This is a genomic window from Chitinophaga rhizosphaerae (assembly GCF_003958645.1).
Classification (GTDB): domain Bacteria; phylum Bacteroidota; class Bacteroidia; order Chitinophagales; family Chitinophagaceae; genus Chitinophaga; species Chitinophaga rhizosphaerae.
On sequence record NZ_RXLO01000010.1, the window covers coordinates 1 to 22,240 of the forward strand.

A 22,240-nucleotide genomic window follows, 5' to 3' on the forward strand; every position below is an offset into this window, starting at 1 on the left:
TCAACTGGGTCCGGAAGCAGTGCCTGCGGCGGGGAGGGAATAAGTTTGTTATTAATCGGATTTTTTGTTTAATTGATTATCGTCTATAACCCTGATATTAAATTGATTGCAAAATAGTTATACTTTCAATATTGGAAAGTGCCGTTGAAAGAGCCTTGGCCGCATCTTCGGCAGGTTTGAAGGTTAGCTCTTCAAATTCACTAATATTCTTCTTAATATCCGGTAGGTCGGTAGCTAGCTGCTGCGCAGTTTTAATGGCGTATAACTTCTTGAATTCAGCTTCCACCCCTTCTGCAATATTGGTCGCAATCAGTTTATCCAAGGTATTCAAATCCGATTCAATTGAATTAATGTTTTTGATGTCATCGGCCGTAAGGGGAATAGAGACTGCAAGCTGGCGTAACGATAGGTACAAGAAAGTTAATTCCGCGTTTTTGAAGCCGGTTGGCGGGTAATGCAAATCCCCTACGCCGGTTCCAGGAGCTCCCAAGCCAGATTTTGCAATTGCGGCGGCGCTTTCAGCATTGTTTTTGTTAAGGTTGGCCACTGGCGCGCCGAACATTTCCACCAGTTTTGTTACAAATGACTGAACCGCCAGGTCCGCTTCGTCTTCAAATGTGGAATCGGCCCATTTTATTTGATAGTGGAGTGGATTTAACCATCTAACATAAATATTGCATTCATTACTGGTCATAGCAAACTTCTTCTTCTCCCCTATTGATTCGTCCCCGGCTTCATTATCCCGATCCACGAAAGTCCTAAATTCGCCGCCCTCCAATTTTAGATACAGCTTGTTTTTTTCAATTTTAGTTCCCTTAATCAAGGTGTTCTGTGCGTTTGTTCCGGTACAAATTGTCAGGACTAGGAGTAAGAGGGGCAAAAAATGTTTCATTTAGGAATGTTTTTGGAAAATGGTGAAAAAATAATGGGATTATTAAGTTCACTTGGTGGTGGTATAAACTCAAAATAAGAAAACCTGTACGTAGGAAATATGTTGGTCGCATTCTCAACAATCACCTTGAATTTTATCCATTGACCCGGCTTGACTGTCGTTGTGAAATAATTCCAGAATCCTTCTTCTGCATGTGGCTTGTGTAACTCCGTAACGTAGAGGTTGTGGTTGTTGAATAGTGGATTAAGTTTTCTGTTATATTGGAAGATGCGTACTTTCAGGTCAGTGTGTACAAGCATCCCGCCGAGCTCTTGTTCATATTCAGGCTTGGCAAGATCGATGATTACACCAACCATCGTATCTCTGTAAATCATTGGTCCCACGAGACTATCTGTGATAAAGTAATCAACCATGCCAAGCCCGGCCGTTATCATAGAATCCAGTTCACAGCCATCCATAAAATCCGAATGAAAACGGTATATGCTATCGTGGCTAAGCAACTGATGGCAATCGCAATAGCCATTAGGAGAAAAATCATGCTTGGATTCCGGGTAAAATCGTGGCGGCGGGGGGACAGGGATGGTAAACGCTTGAATATATCCTTTCTGCCAGCCACGGTCTATGGCATTTGCCCGTCGTGCACGATCGGGATGAGTGCGCAAATTATCATCATTCTGGAGATAGGAAGTGTTCATGATCCAAGTGGAATAGTCAGCGCTGGCACCCATTCTATACAATATAAAACCCGCAAACTCATCAGCCTGCAATTCTTGCTTGAACCTGGTGGCTGTATCTTCGGCGAGCCGGTGATCGTACAATAGATGACCTGTCTCGTGCGCCAGAATATAGACCGATTGCCAAAATACGGTACGGGACACCTTATCGATGTCATTCATAAAGTCTTCACTGTAGATTATTATCTTACGTCCATCGATCGTAGTTGCCAGTGCATTGGACACCTTTCCCTGACAGATAGCAATATCCTGGGAAATGCCTGAATACTCCTCGATTTGGCGCATGATTTCAAGGGCTCGATCGCTCGCTGGGCTCAGCTCGTACCGCTTCTTCGCAGAATCGCTGTATGGGAAAGCACCACAAAATTTAACAGTTTTTAAGTCGATATAGCCTTTGGCATGATCGTTAGGGGCTTTAAACGGCGTTGAGCTGCAGCCCGCCAAAAAGACGGCTATCCCTACTATTATCCATTTAGCGGCGGTACACATCGGAAACAAGTCGCTTGTCTTCGGCTGAAAGTCTAACATTGATTGGGGTGGTATATCCATCTTCTGTGAGTTCCGGTGGAATATGGTACATCATGATTGAGGTTGGATCGAAAGTGCCAGAGATGAGCTGATCGCGCATGTAGCGGGAGAAAATATTGCGCTTCACGTCATCTACCTCCCAATAGTTCGGATAGTTGAGGTAATAGTTGTAAACAGCACTTACTTTCCATTTGATGAAATTGCCGTCAGGGAGCTGGTGTTCGTGTACAAGCCCTATTGCATGTCCAAACTCATGGAGCACCACTGAGGCGAAAAGAGAGTCAACTTGCTCTTCCTCAAGCCACCCGAAATTCATCGAAGGGTTATGATTTCTTGAATCTGTGCCTATGTGAGACCAGGATACTCCTTTTTTCGCGAATGAAATCTTGATATCGGAATTTTGCCCTGCCGGGACATAAACGAATTTAGCTCCGGTGAATCGTTCCCACTCTGCGGCTATCGCCTTAACTCTGTCCTGAATGGATGGCAAACCATCGTTAAAGCACACCCTGATCTGTTTTGGTTGACCCGGTACCCACTTCCACCGATAGATCGAAAGTGCTCCTACATGAAGAGACTCAAGGCCTGTAGAGTCTGCCTTCGGAAATATTTCGGTGCACCATCGGATCTTGGGGGGAATTGAGTCTTTGGGACGTTTATACAGGGCATTTAGCGAATCGCTTTCTGATAGTACGGTATCGGGAAGCTTAGTTTTGGGCTTGCCCTTGCAGGCAACCAATACAAACAGGATACCGATAGCTAGGGCGACAGATGCTGTTTTCATTGTTTCTGGTTATAGGTTAGGTAATGGGGTAATGCTTTGACTTACGTCATATTACATTGAACTTGCCAAAGGCAAGCAAAATGAATAAGAATTAAAGTGTTTGTTAAATCAATTGCTTGCACGTCCAGAAATTCGCTGGCGCGATACAAAATTGTAGTTCTCTTGGGGCCGAGCTACTAAAGCCAATTGGAATCGTCGAGCTACGTAACGTAAATGAATAGCTTATTGACTCTAATTTAGACAATTTTCAGAAACGCACAAAAAACTCTCAAAAAAGTGTTTCTTTATACAAGCGGTAAATCTTGCCTGGTACTGGGAGAGAATACTTCACTCTTTGGTATCTGTTCGAAAGTCATTAAATTGACAATTATCATCGGTTCTGTTCTCAGTAATAATAGAACCAGCAAAGCCAAAGACAAATGATAGACATATACAAGGACCTGCTAACTCGCCGTGGAAAGAGGGAAATATTACAGAACCATTACCCTGTAGACTATAGCCAAGAGGAGGCGTTGAAGGAGATGGAACCGCTCCTGGACAAAATCTATTTAGAGGCCGATAAATGCCTGCAGACTGTACGTGAAGCCATTGGAGCGCAGGAGGCATATTTGATCATTAACTATGACCCAGTCAACTCAAGTGCGGGGCCAAACGGGTTATCGAATGTTACACCTTATGTGGTCGCTGGTTGGGAGGCTGAGTTTTTTCAAACGATTCATTATCATTGTAGCGATTGGGACGATATCGTGACTGACCTTGATTGCCCCAAAATGTTTAGTGCATTGAAACGGGGAAAAATTGGTTTGTACAATGCAATGATGGAATACACATCAATGACCGTCCATTACCATGAACTGGCCCACCTGGTCCAGCGCAAAGGAGAACTACAGGCGGATTATCGGGCTCCCCAAGGAGCTCCAGGGGCTGTCAACGACGTGCCTATCTCCCACTTGTCAGAAATCGATGCGGATAATTTTGCGATGGATCTACTCGCGCAAAGAATAGCCGGCAAATTTGATCCCAAGGATGTAGATCAGGCGCTCATTCCTTCGATTGAGGGAGAGATAGGTCTGGCGATTGCGTCAAATATACGATATTGGGTATTGGCCAAAGAAAGGACTGGTAAGGATATTTATTTCGCTGAAGAGTCGCATCCCCACCCCTTCATCCGAATGCACAACATGCAGGGCAAGCTATTCGAAGCACTAAAAATGCACTTGCCTGACGGAATTGTCCTTGACGAAGAGAAAGTGATGGCGGAAGCGTACCAACTAACGGAGCGAATGTGTTTTGTTGCAGACTTTATCCCAAATTGTGCAACGGAAATGAAGGAGGCAATTGTTGCCAATCGGGAGGCAATTGAGCAATACCTGATAAAGGTTGAGCAACAGTCCAAATCCATTGAAGAGCTTTGCGTGCATCAGGACAAAATCAACATTAGCGTAAGCAAGGCAACCCGTTCGGATGCGACGATTCCCAATAACGCGCAACTAGATTTGAATGACGCAGAGCGGAGCGGAGATTGAATTTCGCTGGGAAGATCCCTACAGGGAACTAGATGGTAGGTTAAAAGACCGGGGATGTATTACTCCAGGGGCAAAAGGTGCCTAGCCCGCTTTACAGGTAGCAGGTAAAACCGCATGACTCCCGCTTCTTTTAGGAATACGCTATGCTGCCACAGGACAGAGAGCTCGTATTTGCTTTCACCCAACGCGTGCAGCTGCAGGTTCCCTTCCCCAGCGGTCGCATAACCAAAACCGCTCAGCTCATAGTTAATAGCCCAGAAACTAAGCCGGGCTCGCGAACCGTCACACATCTGCTGTGGTTCAAATACAAAACCTGGGCGAACCAACTTGCTCCCTTCATACTTGCCGGGAATGGGGACATAAACCATTGTTTCTGTAATTCCGGTCTTTCCTGTATGAAATGTCACAGTCAATTGATAAGGCAAGCCCTAGATAAGGACAAATCACTCCTTCCGGATTCGGTCGTTCGGCTTTTACCAAAACCTTAATTTCAAGCCAACCGACACTGACATACGCATAAGGTTGGCTCAATCGACGGGGCTATATTTCCCCGTCGTCCGCCATAGAGTAATAGTGCTCGCCATCGCCCGAAAGAATGATATGATCCAGCAGCTTCATGCTCAATAAGTTGCACGCATCCTTGAGGCGTCCGGTAATCTGTCTGTCGGCCAGGCTCGGTGTAAGACTACCGCTCGGATGATTATGCGCCACCACAATTCTGGTAGCAACTGATTTTAATGCGACTGCCAACACTAGGCGAATGTCCAGCATGGTGTTTTCTATTCCGCCTTTAAAAGCGGTCATGACACCAAGCACCCTATTTGAGCTATTGAGGTAAATCACTTTTACTTCCTCTCTAAGTTCGATGGTATCCATATCCCATATACTCTTAAGCAACGCAAATAGATCATGTGAATTCGAAACTATTGGTCTTTGACTCGCCTTCACTTTGTTCCTGAACGAAATGTCGATTTCAGAAATCTGCAGCCACGACTCTTTAATTTCAACCTTGGTTACCTTTTCCATAATATTTTTTTTGATTTAAAAATTATGGAGAGGTCAACCGGCATTCTCCGAGTAAGACCAAAGACGCACGCGGAATAAATAGCGCAGCGGTTTATGCCGAACGTCTTGGTCGCCCCGAAGGGGAATGCCGAGCTTTTGGAATAATTGGTAAAAAAAATGGCTCGGAAAGCATCATTTTTATGAGTTTGTTTGGGAACTAAACTTGGCAATTGAGAAAGATAGGCTGGATTGCTTGAATGGTTCGTGCACCCTGTGCAGCGCAGGCGGGGTATGATGAAGACTCCCCGCCTGGTAAGAAAAGCAGCAAGCAACAACCAGTGGCTTTTCTTATTTCCTGCCATCGCGTGATCAAGTATCCTGGAGACATTGGCAGTACCATTTGGGTGCCCTGTGGAAGAATGCAATCATCGGTCAGGAGCCTACCCGCCAGGCGGTGTCGACGGGCTAAACTTTTTGTAGATTAAATGGAGGCGATCTTATGGCCCAATACCAACGAACTACCGTATGCAGCTGACCCCTAGGGCCGTCGTGATCGATAATTCTCCCATACTATCCGTTTTACCTGGCTTGCATCCGGTGCCACCTTTGTTCAGGTTCTGGCATTTCCTACATGCTGATGTCACTCATAGTACTGGCGCATTGAATATTTAATGCTTACTGCCCCCCTACGTCGAATTGTGTTTTTCATTGGACCTTCTTATCTTTAATTGCATACGAAGTAAAAATTGTATATTCAATCAAAACATTAGATCTGATAATGGTAGAAACAAGATATTGCGCATTTATTGACGTGTTGGGCTATAAAGTAATTGTCACAGACGACAAAACGACGTTGGAACAAAAAGCGCGGACGCTTCAGAGCATCTATGAAAATCTGGCAACCCAGTTTATTTGGGGAATCGGACATCTAAATACACAATATGAGGACAAAGTGTATGTTCGATCGTTTAGCGACTGTTTTTACCTGGATTGCGCCTCCATTGAGCCGCTCCTGGTTGCTGTTGGCCAGATCTTCACCAGTACATTTAACTTTTATTCGAATTTCAAGCCCGAAGAAGAAACGACACCATTTCTGAGGTGTGGCATTGTGAAAGATTGGGTGATAAAATTTAAAGATATAGGATCAATGGTAAATGGCACGAATGAGCTAAATCCGGTAGGGCTTGCAGTAGCTCGCGCATATCTTACTTCTGAAAAAAGTAAACTTTCTGGCATGCGGGTGATTGTCTCACCGGAGGTCATCAACGATTTACAGGCAGTGCGGAACACGATACCCGAATTTTCGTATTTCACGAAAGACATAAGAGAATATAATGTCTCCTTACCGTACTACTTCAAGCCCATTAACATTAACGAAAAAGGAGAACCTTCCGAATTATATGAAATGCTTTGGCCGGTTAACTATGTAAACGACCATGCAGACACAGTGATAAGTGTGCTGCAAGGCATCCGACCGACAATTCCCAAAGATGAACAACGTCACCTTATTAAGACCGCGCAAATGTTTGCAGACTCATATCTGTTAAGCGAGTGGAGAGAGAAGGATGGCCGCATATTCCAACGGGATTTATTAAGGCTTCAATTGTTAGCTACGCCGCAGGAAGCACCTCAAAACTAGATTGACTGGTGCCAGCTTCAACGTAAAGCAAGGAAGATGCCCAGCGCTATAATTGCGACGACGATCAGAACTACGACAAGTACGGAGTTTCTGGAGCGTAGTGATTCGATTCTGCTGCTCATTTCTCCAACGTACGATTGGTATTGTTCCTGGCTTTGTTTATTGGCAGCAGTGGCTTCGTTTAATCGGTTTGTAAGGTCAGTAAGCCGGCTTTGGAACTGAAGCTCCACTTGTCTGGAAATATCTCCGATAAGTTTGGACTTTGATTGGGCCATTTCCTCCATCGTCTGGTTGTAGATGTCATACAGGTATTGGCCAAACGCTGTTGGGGTGATAAAGCTTCTATCTGCCACTTTTTCCAACAGGGTCTTATCCACGGCGTGTCCAATGGCGGTTATAAAGGCTGCTTTCAGACCCAGTGCGCGTTCGGCTAGCTCGATTTGGTCAAAGACCTGCAGGTTCTCCCCGCCTCCCCTTGTAACCACAATGAAATCTACATCTACCAATTGTTGAAATTGTGCGACAATTTCCTGAGGCCTTGTCAGGTTGATCCGGATGAAGTGCATCTCGAAGCGCACCGCCGCATCTTTAACCTGGTGCAGGATATCCTGGTCGACAATTGCGGTTTGCCCTATAATAACGGCGATACGTATGGGAAAATCTTTATATAACCGTTCTTTGACCAGCCGATTGACATCTTTATACCCGTGGTCTGCCTTGCGACGAAGCAGCGCGGCGGTCTTTTGAGCGACAGGATCGACTTCAACTTCTTTCTTCCGGAAAACCTCCGACAATACGAGTAGCAAGTCGAGCCTGCCGGTGCCGACATTGAGTCGCTTATTGAGGTAGGCAGCCCCTTCAATAAGCTGGCCTTCCGTAATGGTTTGTCGGATGCTCTCTGGAACAACGAGCGTGATATTGGCGTCGTTTGTTTCGTCTTTCAGGATATCGTAGAATTGCCCCCCATAACTAACTCCTTTCCCGGCACGATAAATACCTTTGATGGGAAGGACTTTTCCAAGCAAGGGTGAAGTCATCGTGTTACTGAACCCATGTAGAATGGACCCCGGCCCATAAGCTGGAGTTAAGGTGACATTCTCCGCCTCTTTAATTGTATCCATACGTCACTTCTGTTTGAAACCTTTAAAATAGTACCCCAAGCCTCTACGGGTGGGTTCCGGCGTGGTGGGGTCTAGATATTTGTCCAACAGCTTTTGCGTTGGCCGTAAACCGTTTTGGCCAATATCAGCACCAGTTACGACCAGGCGGCCAGCCTTGTATTTGGTTTTTTTATACCCAATGTAAAATCCGTATTTGTTTATGATTTCGATGATACGCGGAACAAGCGCCTGGAAATCTTCCTGGGAGGAGAAGCCCAAATCGTCAACGTACCGAGTGTAAGTAATGCGGTGAGCCTTGCATAACTCCAGTAGTTCGTTGTCCATATCGAAGCCTGCAATGTTGGCAAGAAATGGACTTGTCGGTGGTCCCTGCGCCAGATGGCCCCGGAAAGTTGTTGCCGCTGTAAGCAGTCGGGCTACCTTCTGGGAAAATCCTAGTCTGCGAAGGTTGCTGTAGACCATTTTGTTGGTCACGAAGTCAAAGTATGACTTTAGATCCGTATGAAATTTGTACAGTTTCCCCTGATGAGGCCGGGTATTAGTGATGTTGCCTCTGCCCTTGGTGCAGCCATGAAGATGATCTGGCAGTTCAATCTTACTGAAAATTTTATCGTAAATGCGATTATGCAGATCCCGGAGGCGCTGGCGGCTCGGGTGAAAATGCCGGAATACTTTCTCGCCTTTTACAATGCCTTTCTTTCGCTGGAAATGGTAGTGCAAATCTTCCTTCTCGCTGATCATTTGCTCGATCTCTACTATCGAGTACTTCAATATGGCGGTCAGGTGCGGGTACGAAAGAATCATGGGGTATCGATTAGTTCAAGCATAAATTGCCGAAGAGCCGGCTGAAGCAATTTAAAATGGGCGGCTTTGCTGGGGGGAATGTCCTTGTCGTCCATAGACAGCATAAATATAAACGGTAGCGGTGTCGATAGTTGGTTGCTGATTCTTTCCAGCAATGCCATGGTCGGCAATTTCTTATTATTTTCTATCTGTGACAGATAGGTGGATGTTATATGCAATAGCTCGGCCATTTCCGACTGCTTCAATCCCTTCTTTCCCCTTAACTGCGATATGGTATTGCCTAAATTCATAAAAATAAAATTAAGTGGACGGTTAAAGATTCTCACTAATAAATTTGACGAGCTCCGATACTTTCTCCCCTATTACAGGATTTGAAAAGAACCTGAGCAGCAGGTCTACTACTTTTACGCCATTTTGTAACCTTTCATCTCCCTTCAACCTTTCGTGTTTCTTAAGATGATCAATTACTGCATTTAAAAGCTCGGCATCTTCAACCGTCATTGAACCACGGTTCCTTAACATTTGTTGAAGACCTTCGATGAGGTCGTTTGTCGACGCGGACGTCTTTTTCTTAAAACCCATTGTAATGTGTTTTTTGATGTTAAGGACAGCATATGCTGCCCCCTGTCCGTTAGCAGTTAGCCAATATTTGTCGTGGTTCAACACTTAGAAATCACTTAACTTTTCCTGTCCAATAAGGTAACTCAGGTCAATCCCTTCAAAGTAAACCAGCACCAGCCTGATGGCGGATGGGGCAACGTTTCATGGTAAGACTACTTGAGTGTATACCAGTAGCATGGGCATGAGTATGACGTGAACGAATATTACCGGTAGTTTACTACCAATACTCAATATTCCTTGCTCTGCGCCTCCGCCCAACGCCTATTTCAGCGTATCGGATGAAGTCAGCACCAGCATACTGAGCCGTTCTGTCTTGTACTTGCCGAGACGATTTAACAAAACTGTCCGCGCATGGAAGATCAGCAAGGCGGATAGACGCCGTGTCCTGACCTGCTTTGCGTAGGAAGTCTGCATGGTTGCCGAAATTACTTGTTAGCAATAGCAGCATTTTTCGTCTTTTCTACTTTGCACCGGTGGAGTTGCAGACACTTTTGAGTGGTTGCAGTTTACCGGCGGACCGTATTTGCGTCGCTGTTCGTCCTGAGAGCGTTTCGGCCCAGGCGGCTGCGAGCAAACAATGATGGGCATTCATCCGGCGATGCCGGAATCAACCCATTGCGCATTTAAGCGCTTTAAGACATATGGTAACTGTCGACTATCAAAGAACTGCTGCAAATATACAGCACTTTAACTCACAGTGAAAGTAATTTTTGCATATATAATTGTTATACATATAATATTCTAATAAATAGTCAGTTAAAAGTTACCTATACTGACTGAAAGTTAAACATAGGTGATCCTCAAGAGGGCAATGCATCGCCAACCTTGATTGTCGAATAAATGGTAAATTCGAAAATGCCTTTTGCGCATATTAAACCGTAATTCTACTTTTCGTATGATTGATTTTCAGGAATTTGGTGGCAGTCAAAGAACGTTTATAACGGAACGACAAATTATCGAGCAGTTATGGTCAGCCCTTAAATTGCCCATACGCACCAGTCGTCAGCGTCCGGTGCTGAATTTAATTGCCAAACTATTTCGAGATGGCTGGATGCTGTCGGCGGACTTGGAGGATCTAATCTATGCGTTGGATCCGAGGCTTGAGGAAATCAATTTGGATGTGTCAAAGCTCATTGCTGCACTTCGGTTCTCCTGGGAAAAAGTGTGCTTTCGGCCTAGGTCGATTGCTACAGGCGTTATAGAATACAATGCTTTACGTCCTGAACCTATTGCTGCGGTTCTAATTCTGCTGGAACAATTCGGGTTGCAGACGCCCGCTTACGAATTGGTAAATAAATTGTTACCCTCCTTAAAGCCACGTAGGAGAAAAATCCTTACGGTCGAGGAACTGGACATTCTATGGTATCCTCGGTTCAGAGGCAGAAATAGTCCGGTCGCCCTTGGCTCGGAAAATTACGACGGTGACTGGATCAGGATGAGGGAGGATGAAAGTCTTTCTACACCTGCTGGCTATAAAGCACGTTTATACAGACATAAGACTGACGATAGCATGTTGTTGGACGTGTCAGCTCCCAGGCCACGAAAATTGATGCAAACCAAAAAGATGATTTGCACTGAATGCGGGCTGGAGTGGTTGAAAGGTGATCCAGAATCTAGCTTGCTCCACCGTCGCGAACACAAAAAAAGACTGATTTACCTACGGCCTTTACCTTTATCTGAAATGATTGCCGAAATGTCGATCAATGAGAATAGTGAATTGGTCACCAGCGCGTCTCCTATGTGGAAACACGAGCAAATGCACTTACGGGCCGTAGCATTCAGACGCGAGATGCACTTTGATTTTCCACAATGGGTGAGTCCCGAAAATAAAGCCGCGGTAGCTAAGACAAAGGCGCACGGGTACCTATTTACAAATAACGAGCAGGTAATCGTTGGTGCGTGTTCTTTTCAGCCAGGTGCTAGACTCGCAGAACCTGACCGTTGGGCCCTGGATTGGGTTTGGATTGCACCAGTATATCGGGGTAAAGGAATACTTGATGACAGATGGGATAAGTTCAAACAACAGTATGGAAACTTTTGGGTAAGCCATCCTGTATCTGAGGCTATGCAATCATTCTTGAATCGCCATGGAGATCTCGATATGATGAAATAGAATTAGGGGATCTGCGCCAAACCTTAATTGGGCGATTGGCGGAAGGCACATAGCCAGTAGGATAAATTTGTTAAAGGTCGGGTTCAGTACATCAGAAAAAAGGCCCGATTACTAAACCGCGGCTGGTCGAGACGTTCCACCACTATTTAATCCAGATTACTGGGAATTTCCTCCGTTGCATCATTGCGTTGTATGTACTTGCGCTTTTTCAGAAAGTGTTCAAAAAATGGCGCTGCATCCTTCATGAAAATGTCCATTACTTGCTGGGAAAAGTCCTTAACACTTACATCTTTGCCATTGAGATTCTGGAGCACCTTTGTTATGGCTGCTTGAGCGTAATCCTGCACGCCCTTGGTGTATTGCAAATGCTCCGCTACCGCCATAATACGGTTTAAATGGCTTTGTATGGAATTGATAATTTTTGAATTCAATTCTCTCGCCATATTGGCGTCGTTCACCATTGAAACATACGATAGCCGTCCTTCATAATTTGTAATTACCTTTTTTTCAAGTTTGGTGAGTGTAACGACATCATAGGCGAACGACTTTTCAAACTTTTCGCTACGGTAGTTTTCGGACAGGGTTACCATGTATCCAATACTGCTAAATAATACAACATAAGCATATAATAATCCCGTTGTTGGATCGCCATTGACTTGAACGAAATGAAACACCTCTTTTCCTGAAAGCTCCAATGAATCAATAATGTAGTAAAGGTGCGCATGTTGTTCGTTGCTAATTTCGCCTTTTATTACCGGCAATATCTCTCCCACCGCTGTCCGATCTCCTCCGCTGTGTAAATAGAAGTTGAGTGCAATTTTGGCGACGGCCCGAAGTCCCTGTTCACCGCCAAGGGTCAAAGATCCATGAAGTGCCTTATCCATGTAGGACTTTGATCGCACAGCCTTGCTCCTCACGTCTTCCAGGTCTATTTCCGGGAATCTGTCTTTAAATTGCCTGATTATTGTCTCGAATTCTTTTTCGTTCCTGGCTGAGATATGATAACTCTTACCGCCCTCTGCGACAGTAACAGGCGGTTCTACAGATTCGGGAAACCTACCGTCACGAAGTGAATATTTCTCACCGCTGTCAGTGACCAGGTTTTTGATGACAGGAATCTTCTCGCTCCGCTCCCGATCCAACATGAGCATTGCGACAAAAAACTCAAAGCTTTTGGCAAGATTCGCATCTATGGTCGCCCCATAATGCTCATTGCATTTTTTGCATAAAAGGGTTAATGAAGTTAGCCTTCCTCCGATAGCCTGAGGAAATATGTGCTCTTCGGAAAGCGTTCCTGGCTCTAGGCGAGTATTACAATTGTAGCAAATCATCATAAGGTCGGAATTTTTGAAGTGAACGCACCAATTACATTGCCGGGAAGCAATTGCCAAAAACCAGATTCCAGTAATAAAAAGCCTGGTCGATCTTGCCCCGGTCCTCTGCTTCTATTGCTTTCGTGGAGCGCTCGACCGCCCATTCCAATTTAGACAAGGCGCTGGCACGCTGATTTTCGGTTTTGCAGGCAGGCACAAGCCCCGAAACACCCATGGGATCCCTCATGGCTGCCAGTTGGTTGGCGTATAGCATCCGCAAAACAGCACGCATGTCTTTTTTGTAGGATACTGTGGTGGTCGAGTCAGCGTAACTGGTGGTCCTCAGTTCAAGATAGAAAGAAACGATTTCTGCATTGTTATAAAACTTCCAGGCTTTTACAAGCTGGATGAGGGGTTTTAGCCGAAAACCCAATTTTTTATTGTAGTGCTATACGTAATGATTATGCGCGTTTGGACTGGCTTTCATCCAACCACCGTTACTGTCGGGGATCTCATAATATGGCCGCTGCGCAAGTGGTGTTTGAATTAAGCCTTTAAACCGTGCGGGGCAAACTTCAACAAGCTCTGAAACCCTTGATCCAAATGGAATTCTTACTGCAGGAGAGCTGACCCTGATCCCGGTTGTGGAGTGAAAGGTATATGATAAAGCGTTTCGGAAATTAACAAGCATCGTATTGGAATTTTCCGAAATCTTTTCTGATGGGCAGGCAGCAAAGTAGTCTGTATCGCTATAGTTGCGCACACTCGTACCGCTCCCGAAAGAGCCGATTTCACGAAGGTCATAACATCCGAAACTGCGGCTGAGGCAGGAGTTTACAGTACTGTAATGTGACTTTACCTTGCCCTGCTCGGATGGTAATGGTTGGATGCGTTTAATAAGTTCATCAAATGCTTGATCTACTGTTCGGGCCATTATTGAATATTTAGTCTTTTTTTGAGTTCGATCCATTGGCCGGAAATTAAAGAATTGGCTTCGTCAAACAATTTATCCGAAAGTTTGATGCTCGCCCAGGCCATGGTTGCTTCATAGTTGGTCATCGCGTTAATAATGTAATTATCCTGGGCTTGCCCCCTTGGGAGAGCAAAAGTTTGTTTAAAACTGTCCAGGATCATAGCCAATCGGTTCTTCAGGAGCAATAGTCGAATAGTTTGCTGTGCGATAACAAATGGAATGGCCAGTTGGATAAGCACAATAAACCATTCATTAGGACCAAAAATTATAGCAAAGAGCATGACGATCACAACAATCGCTAATTTTATCACACTCGATCGTAATTGTTCTTTAACAACAGCAAGCGTAAGGAAGGTATTTTCAAAGCTGTTGACGCCAAGTTTATAGATACCGGGATGAATTTCATCATTTGAAAAGTACCCTTCGGAAATCACTTCGGACAGCACGGTGTTGAGGCTGTTATCAAAAAGATCGTTTCTGCGCCACATGTTCGCGCAAAAGAACAAATAATTACTGAGCTGGTCCAGCAAGAAGCAGCAGATTGCTAAAAGGCAAATCAGGCCGGTAACAATTTGCTTCCAGGTAGTTGTCTGATCGGTGACAGGCAGCCGTTCGATCAAAACATTGGCGATGTTGATAAATACAGACAGGTATAGCAACCAGTCTCCGGCAGCATTCAAGTGGCCAATGGTCTTGAAGCTGGCATAAAACGGGACACGTTGTGCCATGCACTTAAATTATGTGTGAACGGGGGATGAAACTTCCAACGTTTGTAGTGGTGTCAGTCCAAATAAAGCACCCTCTATAATTGCAATTCTTATGGGCAAAAGCGCGTTCACCACACTACAACACGTTGCTAGCTGGGGTAAGATCTAACGAGAACGAATTTGAAGCGAATATTAACCACAAACAATCCTAATAAAACACCGAAACCGATTCCTTATGCTGCAGATTCTTCGAAAGCATTAAGCTGGACCGGTATCCCGTGCCGCTTGCCGAAGGCCCTATAAAATGAATACCATTCATTAGGCCCATAGCGCTTCATCATGTCAATTGCTTCATCCCGGAATTGCTTTGCTTTTTCAATACCTGCCGGGTTCAAAAACTGGAAGAACTTCGCTGTCCGAATACCATTCGGTACAGCCCTTGAGCGGAGGTAGGTAACTAACGATTCTCCCTGGCTGAATCGCAAGTATATCAGGTAAACTAGGTGCCGCCCAACAACCCCCGGTTTGATGTACTTGCTTGCGTCCGCTTCATCAAGTCCCATAAGTCGGAAAATCTCCTTGAAAAATGGGTTCGAGTTGGGGAATATGGCCTCGTACGGCTGCCTGTGCGCTGCGGCATCGGCCATCAAATGGGCGATGTTCACGGTTGTGCCGTCGCGAAAGGTAACTATTTCCTTTTCTAGCTGCTCCCGCTGTTTTTTGCCATCTTGCGCCAGCTGGTCAGCTGCTTTGGTTAACCACTCGCCTAGTGGTAGTTGCGGATCCTGTGTTTTTGCAGAACCTCCCCCGGTACCCGCATCAGCGGGTAAACCTTCTTGCCCTGGTATGGGCTCCTCCTGTTTGTTAAAACTGTTAGACATATCACTCAATTATAGATATCGTTTTTGAGCACCTCTATCTTCTCCCAGGACAATTCTTCCTCCCACGGTACTGTCAGCCGCGAAACGGCTACTTCAACTGGCGGCGACATTTCACGAGCCCTAGCCCAGAATTTCTTAGATGATTTGTTATCGTATGCCAGGAAAAGATAAATGATACTTTCGTGCACTTGGCTATCTGCCGCCAAATCGGCAATATAATGCCGGTCGTATAGGTAGCGATCAACCCCTGCCGATTTCTCTTTGCTAAATAGGAACGATCGCGCAAAATCATCTGCTCTCCTATCCTTTTCCTTCACGGTGAGCGGTATGTCGTCTCCATCTTCTGTGGCATGATAGCTGTTCGCTTCAATATCTGGCCAATCAAAAAGCACATGGAAGATTTCATGGCAAAGCGCAAACCACAAGGTGCCATAAAACCCCATAATATCTGTCAGTACGATGCAAGGTTTGTTGTACACCGCCATCGTAGCTCCTCTTAATTGAAGGGAAGGCATCGGTGGTTGATAAATTACCGTCACCCCCAGCTTGTAAAGGGTTTTGACCACATCCACCAGGCCCAACTCGACATTTGTCGAATGCCAACGAATTAGCGGGATAAACTCGATCAAGCCCTGCCTATTGAAGTCATAAGGATTCTCAAGCTCTTCAAAAAGATTCATCGCAGCTCGAATCCAGACGGAACGGCTAAGGTCATTTTTGGGTTGCAGTATCCCCGCACTAAAGGCGACATGATTATCAGGCTTCTTGTAGTCGAAAATCGACTTGAGTCCTAACCGTAGTAACAACCGCTGCTCTATATGACGAAAATCAGTGATAGTGTCAATCAGCCTTGCTTTTCTTAGCGCGGCAAGATCGAAGTTATCTTTAATAAACTGGACTTTTTCTACGGTTACTGGTCCAGTGGAAAAGTTTGCTTCCAATGCAGCCGCAAAAAGCTCGACCACCCGTGTCAATGGCACCTGTAGAAAATTGGCTATCTTGATAAGATTAGTAAAATCAACCATTTTCTTTGTTCCGTCCAGTATTCCATTGAGCGCCCTGGATTCCATATCCAATACTGGTAAAATTGCTGTGACCGATGTATCCAAAGCGCTTAATTTTGCCTCAAACATTCCCCTGAGGGTCTCTTTTGGGACAAAAGCACTGTTAATCAGCGCGTTAATTTCAAATTTATGTGATTCTTCGTTGGGCATCCGTCGTTAATGTAATTCTACACTACGAATATCTAAAATAAAATGTAAATCTACATTGAAAATTTTTTAACAACATGTGTATATTTATAACATGCTGATAATAAAACAAATATACTTATAAACTATTCCCAACGACACATAGACATGGAGCTTTCCCTTAATACGTCGATACAACTACATTGTAACGAACAATCCCCTTTATCAAATTCTACAAGGCGTTTACCTCGGCTACGAGCTGGTAATTACTCAATAGTCGAATAATGACAGTCTTCCCGGCAAAAAGTCGTTTAGCTCGGCTATCCGCCAAGAGCAGTTCAGCCAAATCACGTGCAACAGCAGAGCCCTGTATATTATTTGCAATTTTTCCGTTTTTCAACTCAAGTCTAAAGCAATAATCTTCACGATTGCCAACGGCATTGAATTCATTTTTCGACAATTCGATGCCTAAATTGGATGGAAACACTTCCACCATGTCGAGGATATCAGGAATGTACATTTTCCACAGATTCGAATATAGGTGTTGCTGTTTATTCATATTCATTAATTTAAACTGGAAGTCATTATGCCAATGTCAAATCGTTTTGTTTTGTCGACAGAATTTACAGTTCAAACAAAATGGGAACTGCCTTTACAGTCAGTGTCCTCAAAATTCAGACTCACATGACTACGAAGCAGGTAAATCTGATTGTCTTTCAATCTGAGCCCGCAGTAATCGTTGAAGGAAAGTGGCCGTTAAATAGAGGATGGTGTTGATATCCGCTTCCTCAACTTTATCGTTGTGCTTTACGTAGTCATTTTGGTACTTGGTATAAAAATCTAATAGCCCAAGCAACATCGAGCGTAGCTCGGTAGGTACTCCCTTTTCTTTTAAGTATTTTCCAAGGGTATCTTGTTTCTCCAGAGGTTTATTATTACCCAATAGTTGTTTAAGAAAGAGTTCCAGGCATAACCTTAAGTTATCCATCGCGCTCCGATTATCAGACTTGTCGACAACTGCCCTTATACCAAGGCGGAATTTTTCTGCCGCTTTGCCATACAATTCTAGCCCCAATTGTACTTCCCCTATCAGATCACGTGATATGCCATCAAAAGATGCAGACATGGGACCAAAAAGCTGTTCCATTCGAGAAATGAGTTGATGACGGGACGCTACGTCAGGCGCTGCCAAAGCCAGATCCATTATCAATGTATAGCGCTTTTCTGGAAAGAAACCTTCAAGATTGGCCATAATTCCGGCCTTTTTACTGATGATGGAACCATCATCCGGGAATCGTTCATCTTGGTAAGGAAATGAAATGTCTGCCCTTACAGCCTGTTCTTGAAAGAATTTCGCAATTGCCGACCAGTCCATACCCAAGTCGTCATCGCCAAATACGTGCGCTACGTATTCGAGAAACGGTTCGTCCAGTCGCATTTTCCCATACGTCTCCAGGTACTTTAGGAACAGAAACGCCTCATTAGCAATAACATTATCCATACATTCGCCATAATCCCATGTTTTTACACTCCAGTCCAGTTCTCCTCCGTTTAGCAAGTCTTCGAATATGACCCGCTGCATATTCATACGATGCGATTCGAAGTCTTTTCTTAATGCAATTTTTGCTTTCTCGAGAACTTCATCCGGATAGATAGCACGGCTCATTCGGACTTCGAATTCCGCTACTCTCCCACCAAGCGTCATGGACCGGGGGACGCCATTGGTGGAATGTTTGATATAGTGATACACAAGCCGGTTGTATTCCGCAAACTCCTTTTTATCCATAGGGATAACAGAGATTCTGTCGCTGCCGTCATCCGATTCGGAATAGCTTATAAATGGACTCAAATCATTGCGTACCCAGTAATTGAATTTTGCCAGCAGGGAGTTATTCGCTTCAAAGAATACCCTCGCTTTGGCAAATTCTTTCCTGTACGCTGCTTCAAAAAAGGCGCGGTGTGCCATTGTATCCGGATGGTATCTGCACCCATCACAGGCACAATAGATCCGCTCTTTTTCCAGCCCATCCTCATCATAGGTATATAGCCGTCCTGACGCTAATAGTGGATAGTACACCACCAGTTCGTTAAATCGGCTTTCAAAGTCAGGTTTGGCAAGTACTCTCCGTTCAATCTCCTGGTGGGTCAAACCTCTATATTTCCAATAATATACTACGTCCCTCCTCATATACAATAATAATCATATTACAAATAGCTACCTTCCCTAATTCTACTCTCTCAACAAACTTTAACGCAATTGTACCTCGACGATTTTGCGCAAAAGGGTATTGGTAAGTTAAAATATTTTGTCGGATACTAGCTTGCCAGACCTTCAATATTTATGGAGAATAGGTAGGCATTCAATGCATGACTTTTTCATTATGAGATCGCTTACAGTCTCCAAAGGCTGCTATTTTCTTGTCTAATAGCCTCCGATTTGAACAGATTTACAGATCCGATTTGCAAGCAGGGTATCCCGGCTTGAATAGGAAATTGTGGCCTAATTTTATGGGAGGTAGTTGTCAAGAAAATCCTATCTTTACCATCGGTGTTACAGACGCCAGCCGCCCACCAGTGCAAAGCCACTCAGTACTGTAAATTCGATTTCAATTTTTGAAAACTTTTTCTCGCATAGAGAAATGGTGGGTGGGCGACATTTTCCCAAGCGAGATCATTAAAGTTTTTGAAGAATGAAAGAGTTACCTCGTTCAGTTACCTACATTAAAAGTCAGGCTAGAAAGCTTAAAAGGACACTAAACATTACTCACGTCCAAGCGCTTGAGTTACTCGCCAAACAATACGGCTACTCGAATTGGCAACATTGCCAGCGGGATCTTATAATCAGTGTTGGAGCAAAGATCGAATCAACACTTATTCCTTTCCATATTGGGTTTAATGATTGGCTGAAAAGGCACAAAAACAGGAATTCACCGCTTGGAGATTTGTCAAGAGCCATGCTTCGAAATAATTCTTGGCCAAATTTCGATACCCTGGAAGAATACGGTCAGTTTTTACCTTCCCTACGCCTTCCGTATGGTGCTACCGTCGCCCTTGAAAGAGCTTGGAAGCGGTATTTGTTATATATAAAAAGCAAGAATAGCCCTAGGCCAATTAAATCGCGCATAAAGAAGAAGGTAGCTCCTCAAAATGAAGGTAGAAAGATAACAATTGTAAAGGATGCACCCTCTGTTCAAATCACAGAAAGGACTGTAGAGAAATTCAAACCCGGCGATCAGGCATGGGTCTCCTGGAATGGTAGGAGAGCATTACCAATTACTATAACAGAAGTCGACAACAGACACTATACATTTATCGTAGAGCGACCGCTGAAGAAACGTGGTAATGAGCACTACGTTTTCCACGATGAAGTCGGAAGTACACCGAAACTCGCATGTACAAATTATGTTACATTTTAAGAATATTCCTTTGCTGGCCCTCTCCTTTCCGGGGGCCAGTTTTTATATATCACATAACCGTGCATTAATTTAGTTCCAAGCAGCACTTAGAAATATTCTCAGAGTCAGCGTTTAGAAGCTTCCGTAAATAGGCTTGCAAGGACTGGGATTCCCATACATTCAATCAGTCATTGCAATATATGGTTCGCACTATGAGAGGTTGGCTTTCAGCTTTTCCAGCAGCGTTTTTTCTCTTTCAACAATAAATTGATCAAAATTATCGAACGCAAGATCTACGGTTTCGGGGATTAATAACTCTGACCGGATATTTCCGTTTGTAAGCTGCCTTTCAGCGATCCATTCTTGTAATGGCCGGTCATTTTTTGATTTATTTGCCTCTTCCGAAAGAAAGGCCAGGTTCAGTACCGTGTTGTAATTTTGTTCAAAAGTCTCCCTTTTTTCTTTTGGTAATCTTTTCAAAGCTTCTTCATTAAAACCGGCGACTGGATGAAGGTGATCAATATTTACATCCTTAAATTGGAAATTAAAATTCGGATACAGTAATGCCAAGGTATAAAAGCTGTCCAGCTCATCATAGCTTCTACGTAGAATACTCTTCAGTTTTTCCTCATTGACAAGGAACGTTTTCGGCGGCTCTGTGAATTCTTGCCTGAAGGCTTCCAGTGGGAAGCCCCGATCAATGTTTTTTTCTGTTATGCTTCGGAGCCTTGTCAAGAAAGTGTCTGCACTGCCACTAAACACCTTATTGAGTAAACCGATGTGCAGGTACTGCCGAATTGCCCGTTTATTTGATTGATGACGATTATCCTTATTAATGTCGACGGAGAACCCTGTCTTAAATAGGTAATAGGCGACCGGTATAAGCGCGTTCTTGGCGCGAAGAGAATAGTCGTTGAAGGATAGGGATCTAGCCAACTTGAATGTCTCAATGATGGATCGGGTGATCTTTCCCCAATTTAGGCCGATCTCTGCTATTGTATCTGCGCCGAAGTTCTTAAGCGAGAAACGTATGTCCTTGGAAACAAAAACTAGGCAAGTTTTCAGGATGAAGTCCTGATCAATATTGAAACCAATTTCCTGGACCAATCTCACCAGCGTATCCACTTCCTCCCTTGCACCTTTTGTATTATCATCCAGATCCCAAGATGCGGTAATGATAGACATCAAAAGGTCGGCAAAGGATAATTTTGTCCCACCGGAATTGGTTCTTATGAATTCGTGCAGGATTTTATCAAAGTCTTGATCTTTTTCTAAGTAGTAGTTTAGGAGATCTTCTTTTCTGACCTTGGAGTAAAGTTTCAAAAGAGTTTCAAGTGGAAAATCAGCAACTGGCAGGCCATTGCGGGACAAAAATGTAAATATTTCTGATTCATCCTTCATTTTCAGGATAGCACCTACCTCGTACCAAAAACAAGGTTGTTTGATTTTCCGACCGTCTGGTGTTTCGATAGTTTTAGTCTTCTCCTCCCCTTCCTTCATGTGCTCATTCTTAACCAAAAACCGAAAGTCGTAAACTTTACGTTCTTCATCATCTTCTAACGGTGCCAGGATATCTAGATAAAGCACCCGAGAAGGATAGTCTTGTTCATCCTTAAGGTATTTTCTTTTGAATTTTTGATACTTTTTGTATGCATAATTTCCCTTAAGTCCAATGTAGAGGCTATTGAGCCGTTGTTGACCATCGATGATTGCATAAAAATCTGTAAAAGTTGCATTGACTGGCTTCTGCTGATTGTTTCCCCCAAGGTATTCCTTGAATACTTTCAAAAACTCATAAAAGCGAAAGTTGTTTTTTACTTCAGCATCGGTTACCTGCCACATCATCATTGTATTGATGGGATAATCTTGCATGATGGAATCGAAGAGCATTTCGATTTGGTAGGTATTCCAGACGAAGCGACGCTGGATGGATGGTAGTAGATAGCGGCTACTATCGATTTCAGCAATTGCCTCTGATATTTTGATAGCTTTTTCGAGCTGATTGGCCATAGAT

Annotated in this window: 21 protein-coding genes; 4 read left to right on the forward strand and 17 right to left on the reverse strand. The window is 44.1% G+C overall.

Translation table 11 applies throughout. The features are described 5' to 3' along the window. Positions 1-97: 97 nt before the first annotated feature. The 3 genes from EJ361_RS20520 to EJ361_RS20530 are packed head-to-tail and all read right to left on the reverse strand — an operon-like array spanning position 98 to position 2,938. Positions 98-892 carry a hypothetical protein gene (locus EJ361_RS20520; RefSeq protein ID WP_126247802.1) on the reverse strand — a complete coding sequence of 265 codons (795 nt, stop codon included), beginning with the start codon at positions 890-892 and terminating at the stop codon, positions 98-100. Next, entirely contained in the window at positions 889-2,154 is a 1,266-nt protein-coding gene (locus EJ361_RS20525; RefSeq protein WP_126247804.1) for a M48 family metalloprotease, read from the reverse strand. Before EJ361_RS20525 ends, EJ361_RS20520 begins: the two co-directional genes overlap by 4 nt. Next, the gene (locus EJ361_RS20530; protein ID WP_126247806.1) at positions 2,099-2,938 is read right to left on the reverse strand and encodes a M12 family metallopeptidase; all 840 of its coding nucleotides are present in this window, start codon (positions 2,936-2,938) and stop codon (positions 2,099-2,101) included. Before EJ361_RS20530 ends, EJ361_RS20525 begins: the two co-directional genes overlap by 56 nt. A gap of 419 nt (positions 2,939-3,357) precedes the next feature. Between EJ361_RS20530 and EJ361_RS20535 the strand changes: the two genes are divergently transcribed. Next, the gene (locus tag EJ361_RS20535; RefSeq protein ID WP_126247808.1) at positions 3,358-4,464 is read left to right on the forward strand and encodes a hypothetical protein; all 1,107 of its coding nucleotides are present in this window, start codon (positions 3,358-3,360) and stop codon (positions 4,462-4,464) included. Between the two features lie 540 nt (positions 4,465-5,004). On the opposite strand, the gene EJ361_RS20540 is transcribed toward EJ361_RS20535, so the two are convergent. Then, positions 5,005-5,490: a JAB domain-containing protein gene (locus EJ361_RS20540; protein WP_126247810.1), complete on the reverse strand. Its 486-nt coding sequence runs from the start codon at positions 5,488-5,490 to the stop codon at positions 5,005-5,007. 757 nt (positions 5,491-6,247) lie between these two features. Here EJ361_RS20540 and EJ361_RS20550 point away from each other — a divergent pair. Beyond that, on the forward strand, positions 6,248-7,108 hold the full coding sequence (locus EJ361_RS20550; protein WP_126247812.1) for a hypothetical protein: 861 nt from the start codon (positions 6,248-6,250) through the stop codon (positions 7,106-7,108). A 17-nt stretch (positions 7,109-7,125) separates the two neighbouring features. Here the strand turns inward: EJ361_RS20550 and EJ361_RS20555 are convergent, their stop codons facing one another. The 4 genes from EJ361_RS20555 to EJ361_RS20570 are packed head-to-tail and all read right to left on the reverse strand — an operon-like array spanning position 7,126 to position 9,615. Beyond that, a complete protein-coding gene (locus tag EJ361_RS20555; RefSeq protein WP_126247814.1) occupies positions 7,126-8,229 on the reverse strand; it encodes an exodeoxyribonuclease VII large subunit in 1,104 nt (367 codons plus the stop codon). 3 nt (positions 8,230-8,232) lie between these two features. Next, positions 8,233-9,033, reverse strand: coding sequence for a reverse transcriptase family protein (locus EJ361_RS20560; protein ID WP_126247816.1), 801 nt, complete (start codon positions 9,031-9,033; stop codon positions 8,233-8,235). Continuing rightward, positions 9,030-9,323 (reverse strand): helix-turn-helix domain-containing protein, encoded by a 294-nt coding sequence (locus EJ361_RS20565; RefSeq protein WP_126247818.1) that lies wholly within the window; start codon positions 9,321-9,323, stop codon positions 9,030-9,032. The genes EJ361_RS20560 and EJ361_RS20565 overlap by 4 nt, the downstream gene beginning before the upstream one ends. A 22-nt stretch (positions 9,324-9,345) precedes the next feature. After that, positions 9,346-9,615 carry a hypothetical protein gene (locus EJ361_RS20570; protein WP_126247820.1) on the reverse strand — a complete coding sequence of 90 codons (270 nt, stop codon included), beginning with the start codon at positions 9,613-9,615 and terminating at the stop codon, positions 9,346-9,348. Between the two features lie 934 nt (positions 9,616-10,549). Between EJ361_RS20570 and EJ361_RS20575 the strand changes: the two genes are divergently transcribed. After that, entirely contained in the window at positions 10,550-11,767 is a 1,218-nt protein-coding gene (locus EJ361_RS20575; RefSeq protein WP_126247822.1) for a GNAT family N-acetyltransferase, read from the forward strand. A 146-nt stretch (positions 11,768-11,913) separates the two neighbouring features. Here EJ361_RS20575 and EJ361_RS20580 read toward each other — a convergent pair whose 3' ends face one another. The 8 genes from EJ361_RS20580 to EJ361_RS20615 form a co-directional block, all read right to left on the reverse strand. After that, positions 11,914-13,101, reverse strand: a complete 1,188-nt coding sequence (locus tag EJ361_RS20580; RefSeq protein WP_126247824.1) for an HNH endonuclease — start codon at positions 13,099-13,101, stop codon at positions 11,914-11,916. Positions 13,102-13,132: 31 nt separating this feature from the next. Next, entirely contained in the window at positions 13,133-13,513 is a 381-nt protein-coding gene (locus EJ361_RS20585; protein ID WP_126247826.1) for a hypothetical protein, read from the reverse strand. Between the two features lie 15 nt (positions 13,514-13,528). Further along, positions 13,529-14,014, reverse strand: a complete 486-nt coding sequence (locus EJ361_RS20590; RefSeq protein ID WP_164714347.1) for a nucleotidyltransferase domain-containing protein — start codon at positions 14,012-14,014, stop codon at positions 13,529-13,531. Further along, complete coding sequence (locus EJ361_RS20595; RefSeq protein ID WP_126247830.1) at positions 14,014-14,781, reverse strand: hypothetical protein; 768 nt, start codon at positions 14,779-14,781, stop codon at positions 14,014-14,016. The genes EJ361_RS20590 and EJ361_RS20595 overlap by 1 nt, the downstream gene beginning before the upstream one ends. 212 nt (positions 14,782-14,993) lie before the next feature. After that, on the reverse strand, positions 14,994-15,641 hold the full coding sequence (locus tag EJ361_RS20600) for a P63C domain-containing protein (RefSeq protein ID WP_126247832.1): 648 nt from the start codon (positions 15,639-15,641) through the stop codon (positions 14,994-14,996). A gap of 5 nt (positions 15,642-15,646) precedes the next feature. Then, complete coding sequence (locus EJ361_RS20605) at positions 15,647-16,855, reverse strand: ImmA/IrrE family metallo-endopeptidase (protein WP_126247834.1); 1,209 nt, start codon at positions 16,853-16,855, stop codon at positions 15,647-15,649. A gap of 208 nt (positions 16,856-17,063) precedes the next feature. Further along, entirely contained in the window at positions 17,064-17,390 is a 327-nt protein-coding gene (locus tag EJ361_RS20610) for a hypothetical protein (RefSeq protein WP_126247836.1), read from the reverse strand. A gap of 129 nt (positions 17,391-17,519) precedes the next feature. Further along, positions 17,520-18,980, reverse strand: a complete 1,461-nt coding sequence (locus EJ361_RS20615) for a hypothetical protein (protein WP_126247838.1) — start codon at positions 18,978-18,980, stop codon at positions 17,520-17,522. A 541-nt stretch (positions 18,981-19,521) separates the two neighbouring features. Between EJ361_RS20615 and EJ361_RS20620 the strand changes: the two genes are divergently transcribed. After that, positions 19,522-20,247 (forward strand): glyoxalase superfamily protein, encoded by a 726-nt coding sequence (locus EJ361_RS20620; protein WP_126247840.1) that lies wholly within the window; start codon positions 19,522-19,524, stop codon positions 20,245-20,247. 189 nt (positions 20,248-20,436) lie between these two features. On the opposite strand, the gene EJ361_RS20625 is transcribed toward EJ361_RS20620, so the two are convergent. Next, positions 20,437-22,236 carry a DUF262 domain-containing protein gene (locus tag EJ361_RS20625; RefSeq protein WP_126247842.1) on the reverse strand — a complete coding sequence of 600 codons (1,800 nt, stop codon included), beginning with the start codon at positions 22,234-22,236 and terminating at the stop codon, positions 20,437-20,439. Positions 22,237-22,240: the final 4 nt, after the last annotated feature.

What these genes read in the sequence shown, in the direction of transcription:
- EJ361_RS20600 (WP_126247832.1), bottom strand. Translation starts at nt 15,641, where the DNA reads ATGTCTAACAGTTTTAACAAACAGGAGGAGCCCATACCAGGGCAAGAA.
- EJ361_RS20610 (WP_126247836.1), bottom strand. Translation starts at nt 17,390, where the DNA reads ATGAATAAACAGCAACACCTATATTCGAATCTGTGGAAAATGTACATT.
- EJ361_RS20535 (WP_126247808.1), top strand. Translation starts at nt 3,358, where the DNA reads ATGATAGACATATACAAGGACCTGCTAACTCGCCGTGGAAAGAGGGAA.
- EJ361_RS20530 (WP_126247806.1), bottom strand. Translation starts at nt 2,938, where the DNA reads ATGAAAACAGCATCTGTCGCCCTAGCTATCGGTATCCTGTTTGTATTG.
- EJ361_RS20525 (WP_126247804.1), bottom strand. Translation starts at nt 2,154, where the DNA reads ATGTTAGACTTTCAGCCGAAGACAAGCGACTTGTTTCCGATGTGTACC.
- EJ361_RS20520 (WP_126247802.1), bottom strand. Translation starts at nt 892, where the DNA reads ATGAAACATTTTTTGCCCCTCTTACTCCTAGTCCTGACAATTTGTACC.
- EJ361_RS20550 (WP_126247812.1), top strand. Translation starts at nt 6,248, where the DNA reads ATGGTAGAAACAAGATATTGCGCATTTATTGACGTGTTGGGCTATAAA.
- EJ361_RS20590 (WP_164714347.1), bottom strand. Translation starts at nt 14,014, where the DNA reads ATGGCCCGAACAGTAGATCAAGCATTTGATGAACTTATTAAACGCATC.
- EJ361_RS20555 (WP_126247814.1), bottom strand. Translation starts at nt 8,229, where the DNA reads ATGGATACAATTAAAGAGGCGGAGAATGTCACCTTAACTCCAGCTTAT.
- EJ361_RS20570 (WP_126247820.1), bottom strand. Translation starts at nt 9,615, where the DNA reads ATGGGTTTTAAGAAAAAGACGTCCGCGTCGACAAACGACCTCATCGAA.
- EJ361_RS20565 (WP_126247818.1), bottom strand. Translation starts at nt 9,323, where the DNA reads ATGAATTTAGGCAATACCATATCGCAGTTAAGGGGAAAGAAGGGATTG.
- EJ361_RS20575 (WP_126247822.1), top strand. Translation starts at nt 10,550, where the DNA reads ATGATTGATTTTCAGGAATTTGGTGGCAGTCAAAGAACGTTTATAACG.
- EJ361_RS20560 (WP_126247816.1), bottom strand. Translation starts at nt 9,033, where the DNA reads ATGATTCTTTCGTACCCGCACCTGACCGCCATATTGAAGTACTCGATA.
- EJ361_RS20605 (WP_126247834.1), bottom strand. Translation starts at nt 16,855, where the DNA reads ATGCCCAACGAAGAATCACATAAATTTGAAATTAACGCGCTGATTAAC.
- EJ361_RS20540 (WP_126247810.1), bottom strand. Translation starts at nt 5,490, where the DNA reads ATGGAAAAGGTAACCAAGGTTGAAATTAAAGAGTCGTGGCTGCAGATT.
- EJ361_RS20580 (WP_126247824.1), bottom strand. Translation starts at nt 13,101, where the DNA reads ATGATGATTTGCTACAATTGTAATACTCGCCTAGAGCCAGGAACGCTT.
- EJ361_RS20595 (WP_126247830.1), bottom strand. Translation starts at nt 14,781, where the DNA reads ATGGCACAACGTGTCCCGTTTTATGCCAGCTTCAAGACCATTGGCCAC.
- EJ361_RS20625 (WP_126247842.1), bottom strand. Translation starts at nt 22,236, where the DNA reads ATGGCCAATCAGCTCGAAAAAGCTATCAAAATATCAGAGGCAATTGCT.
- EJ361_RS20620 (WP_126247840.1), top strand. Translation starts at nt 19,522, where the DNA reads ATGAAAGAGTTACCTCGTTCAGTTACCTACATTAAAAGTCAGGCTAGA.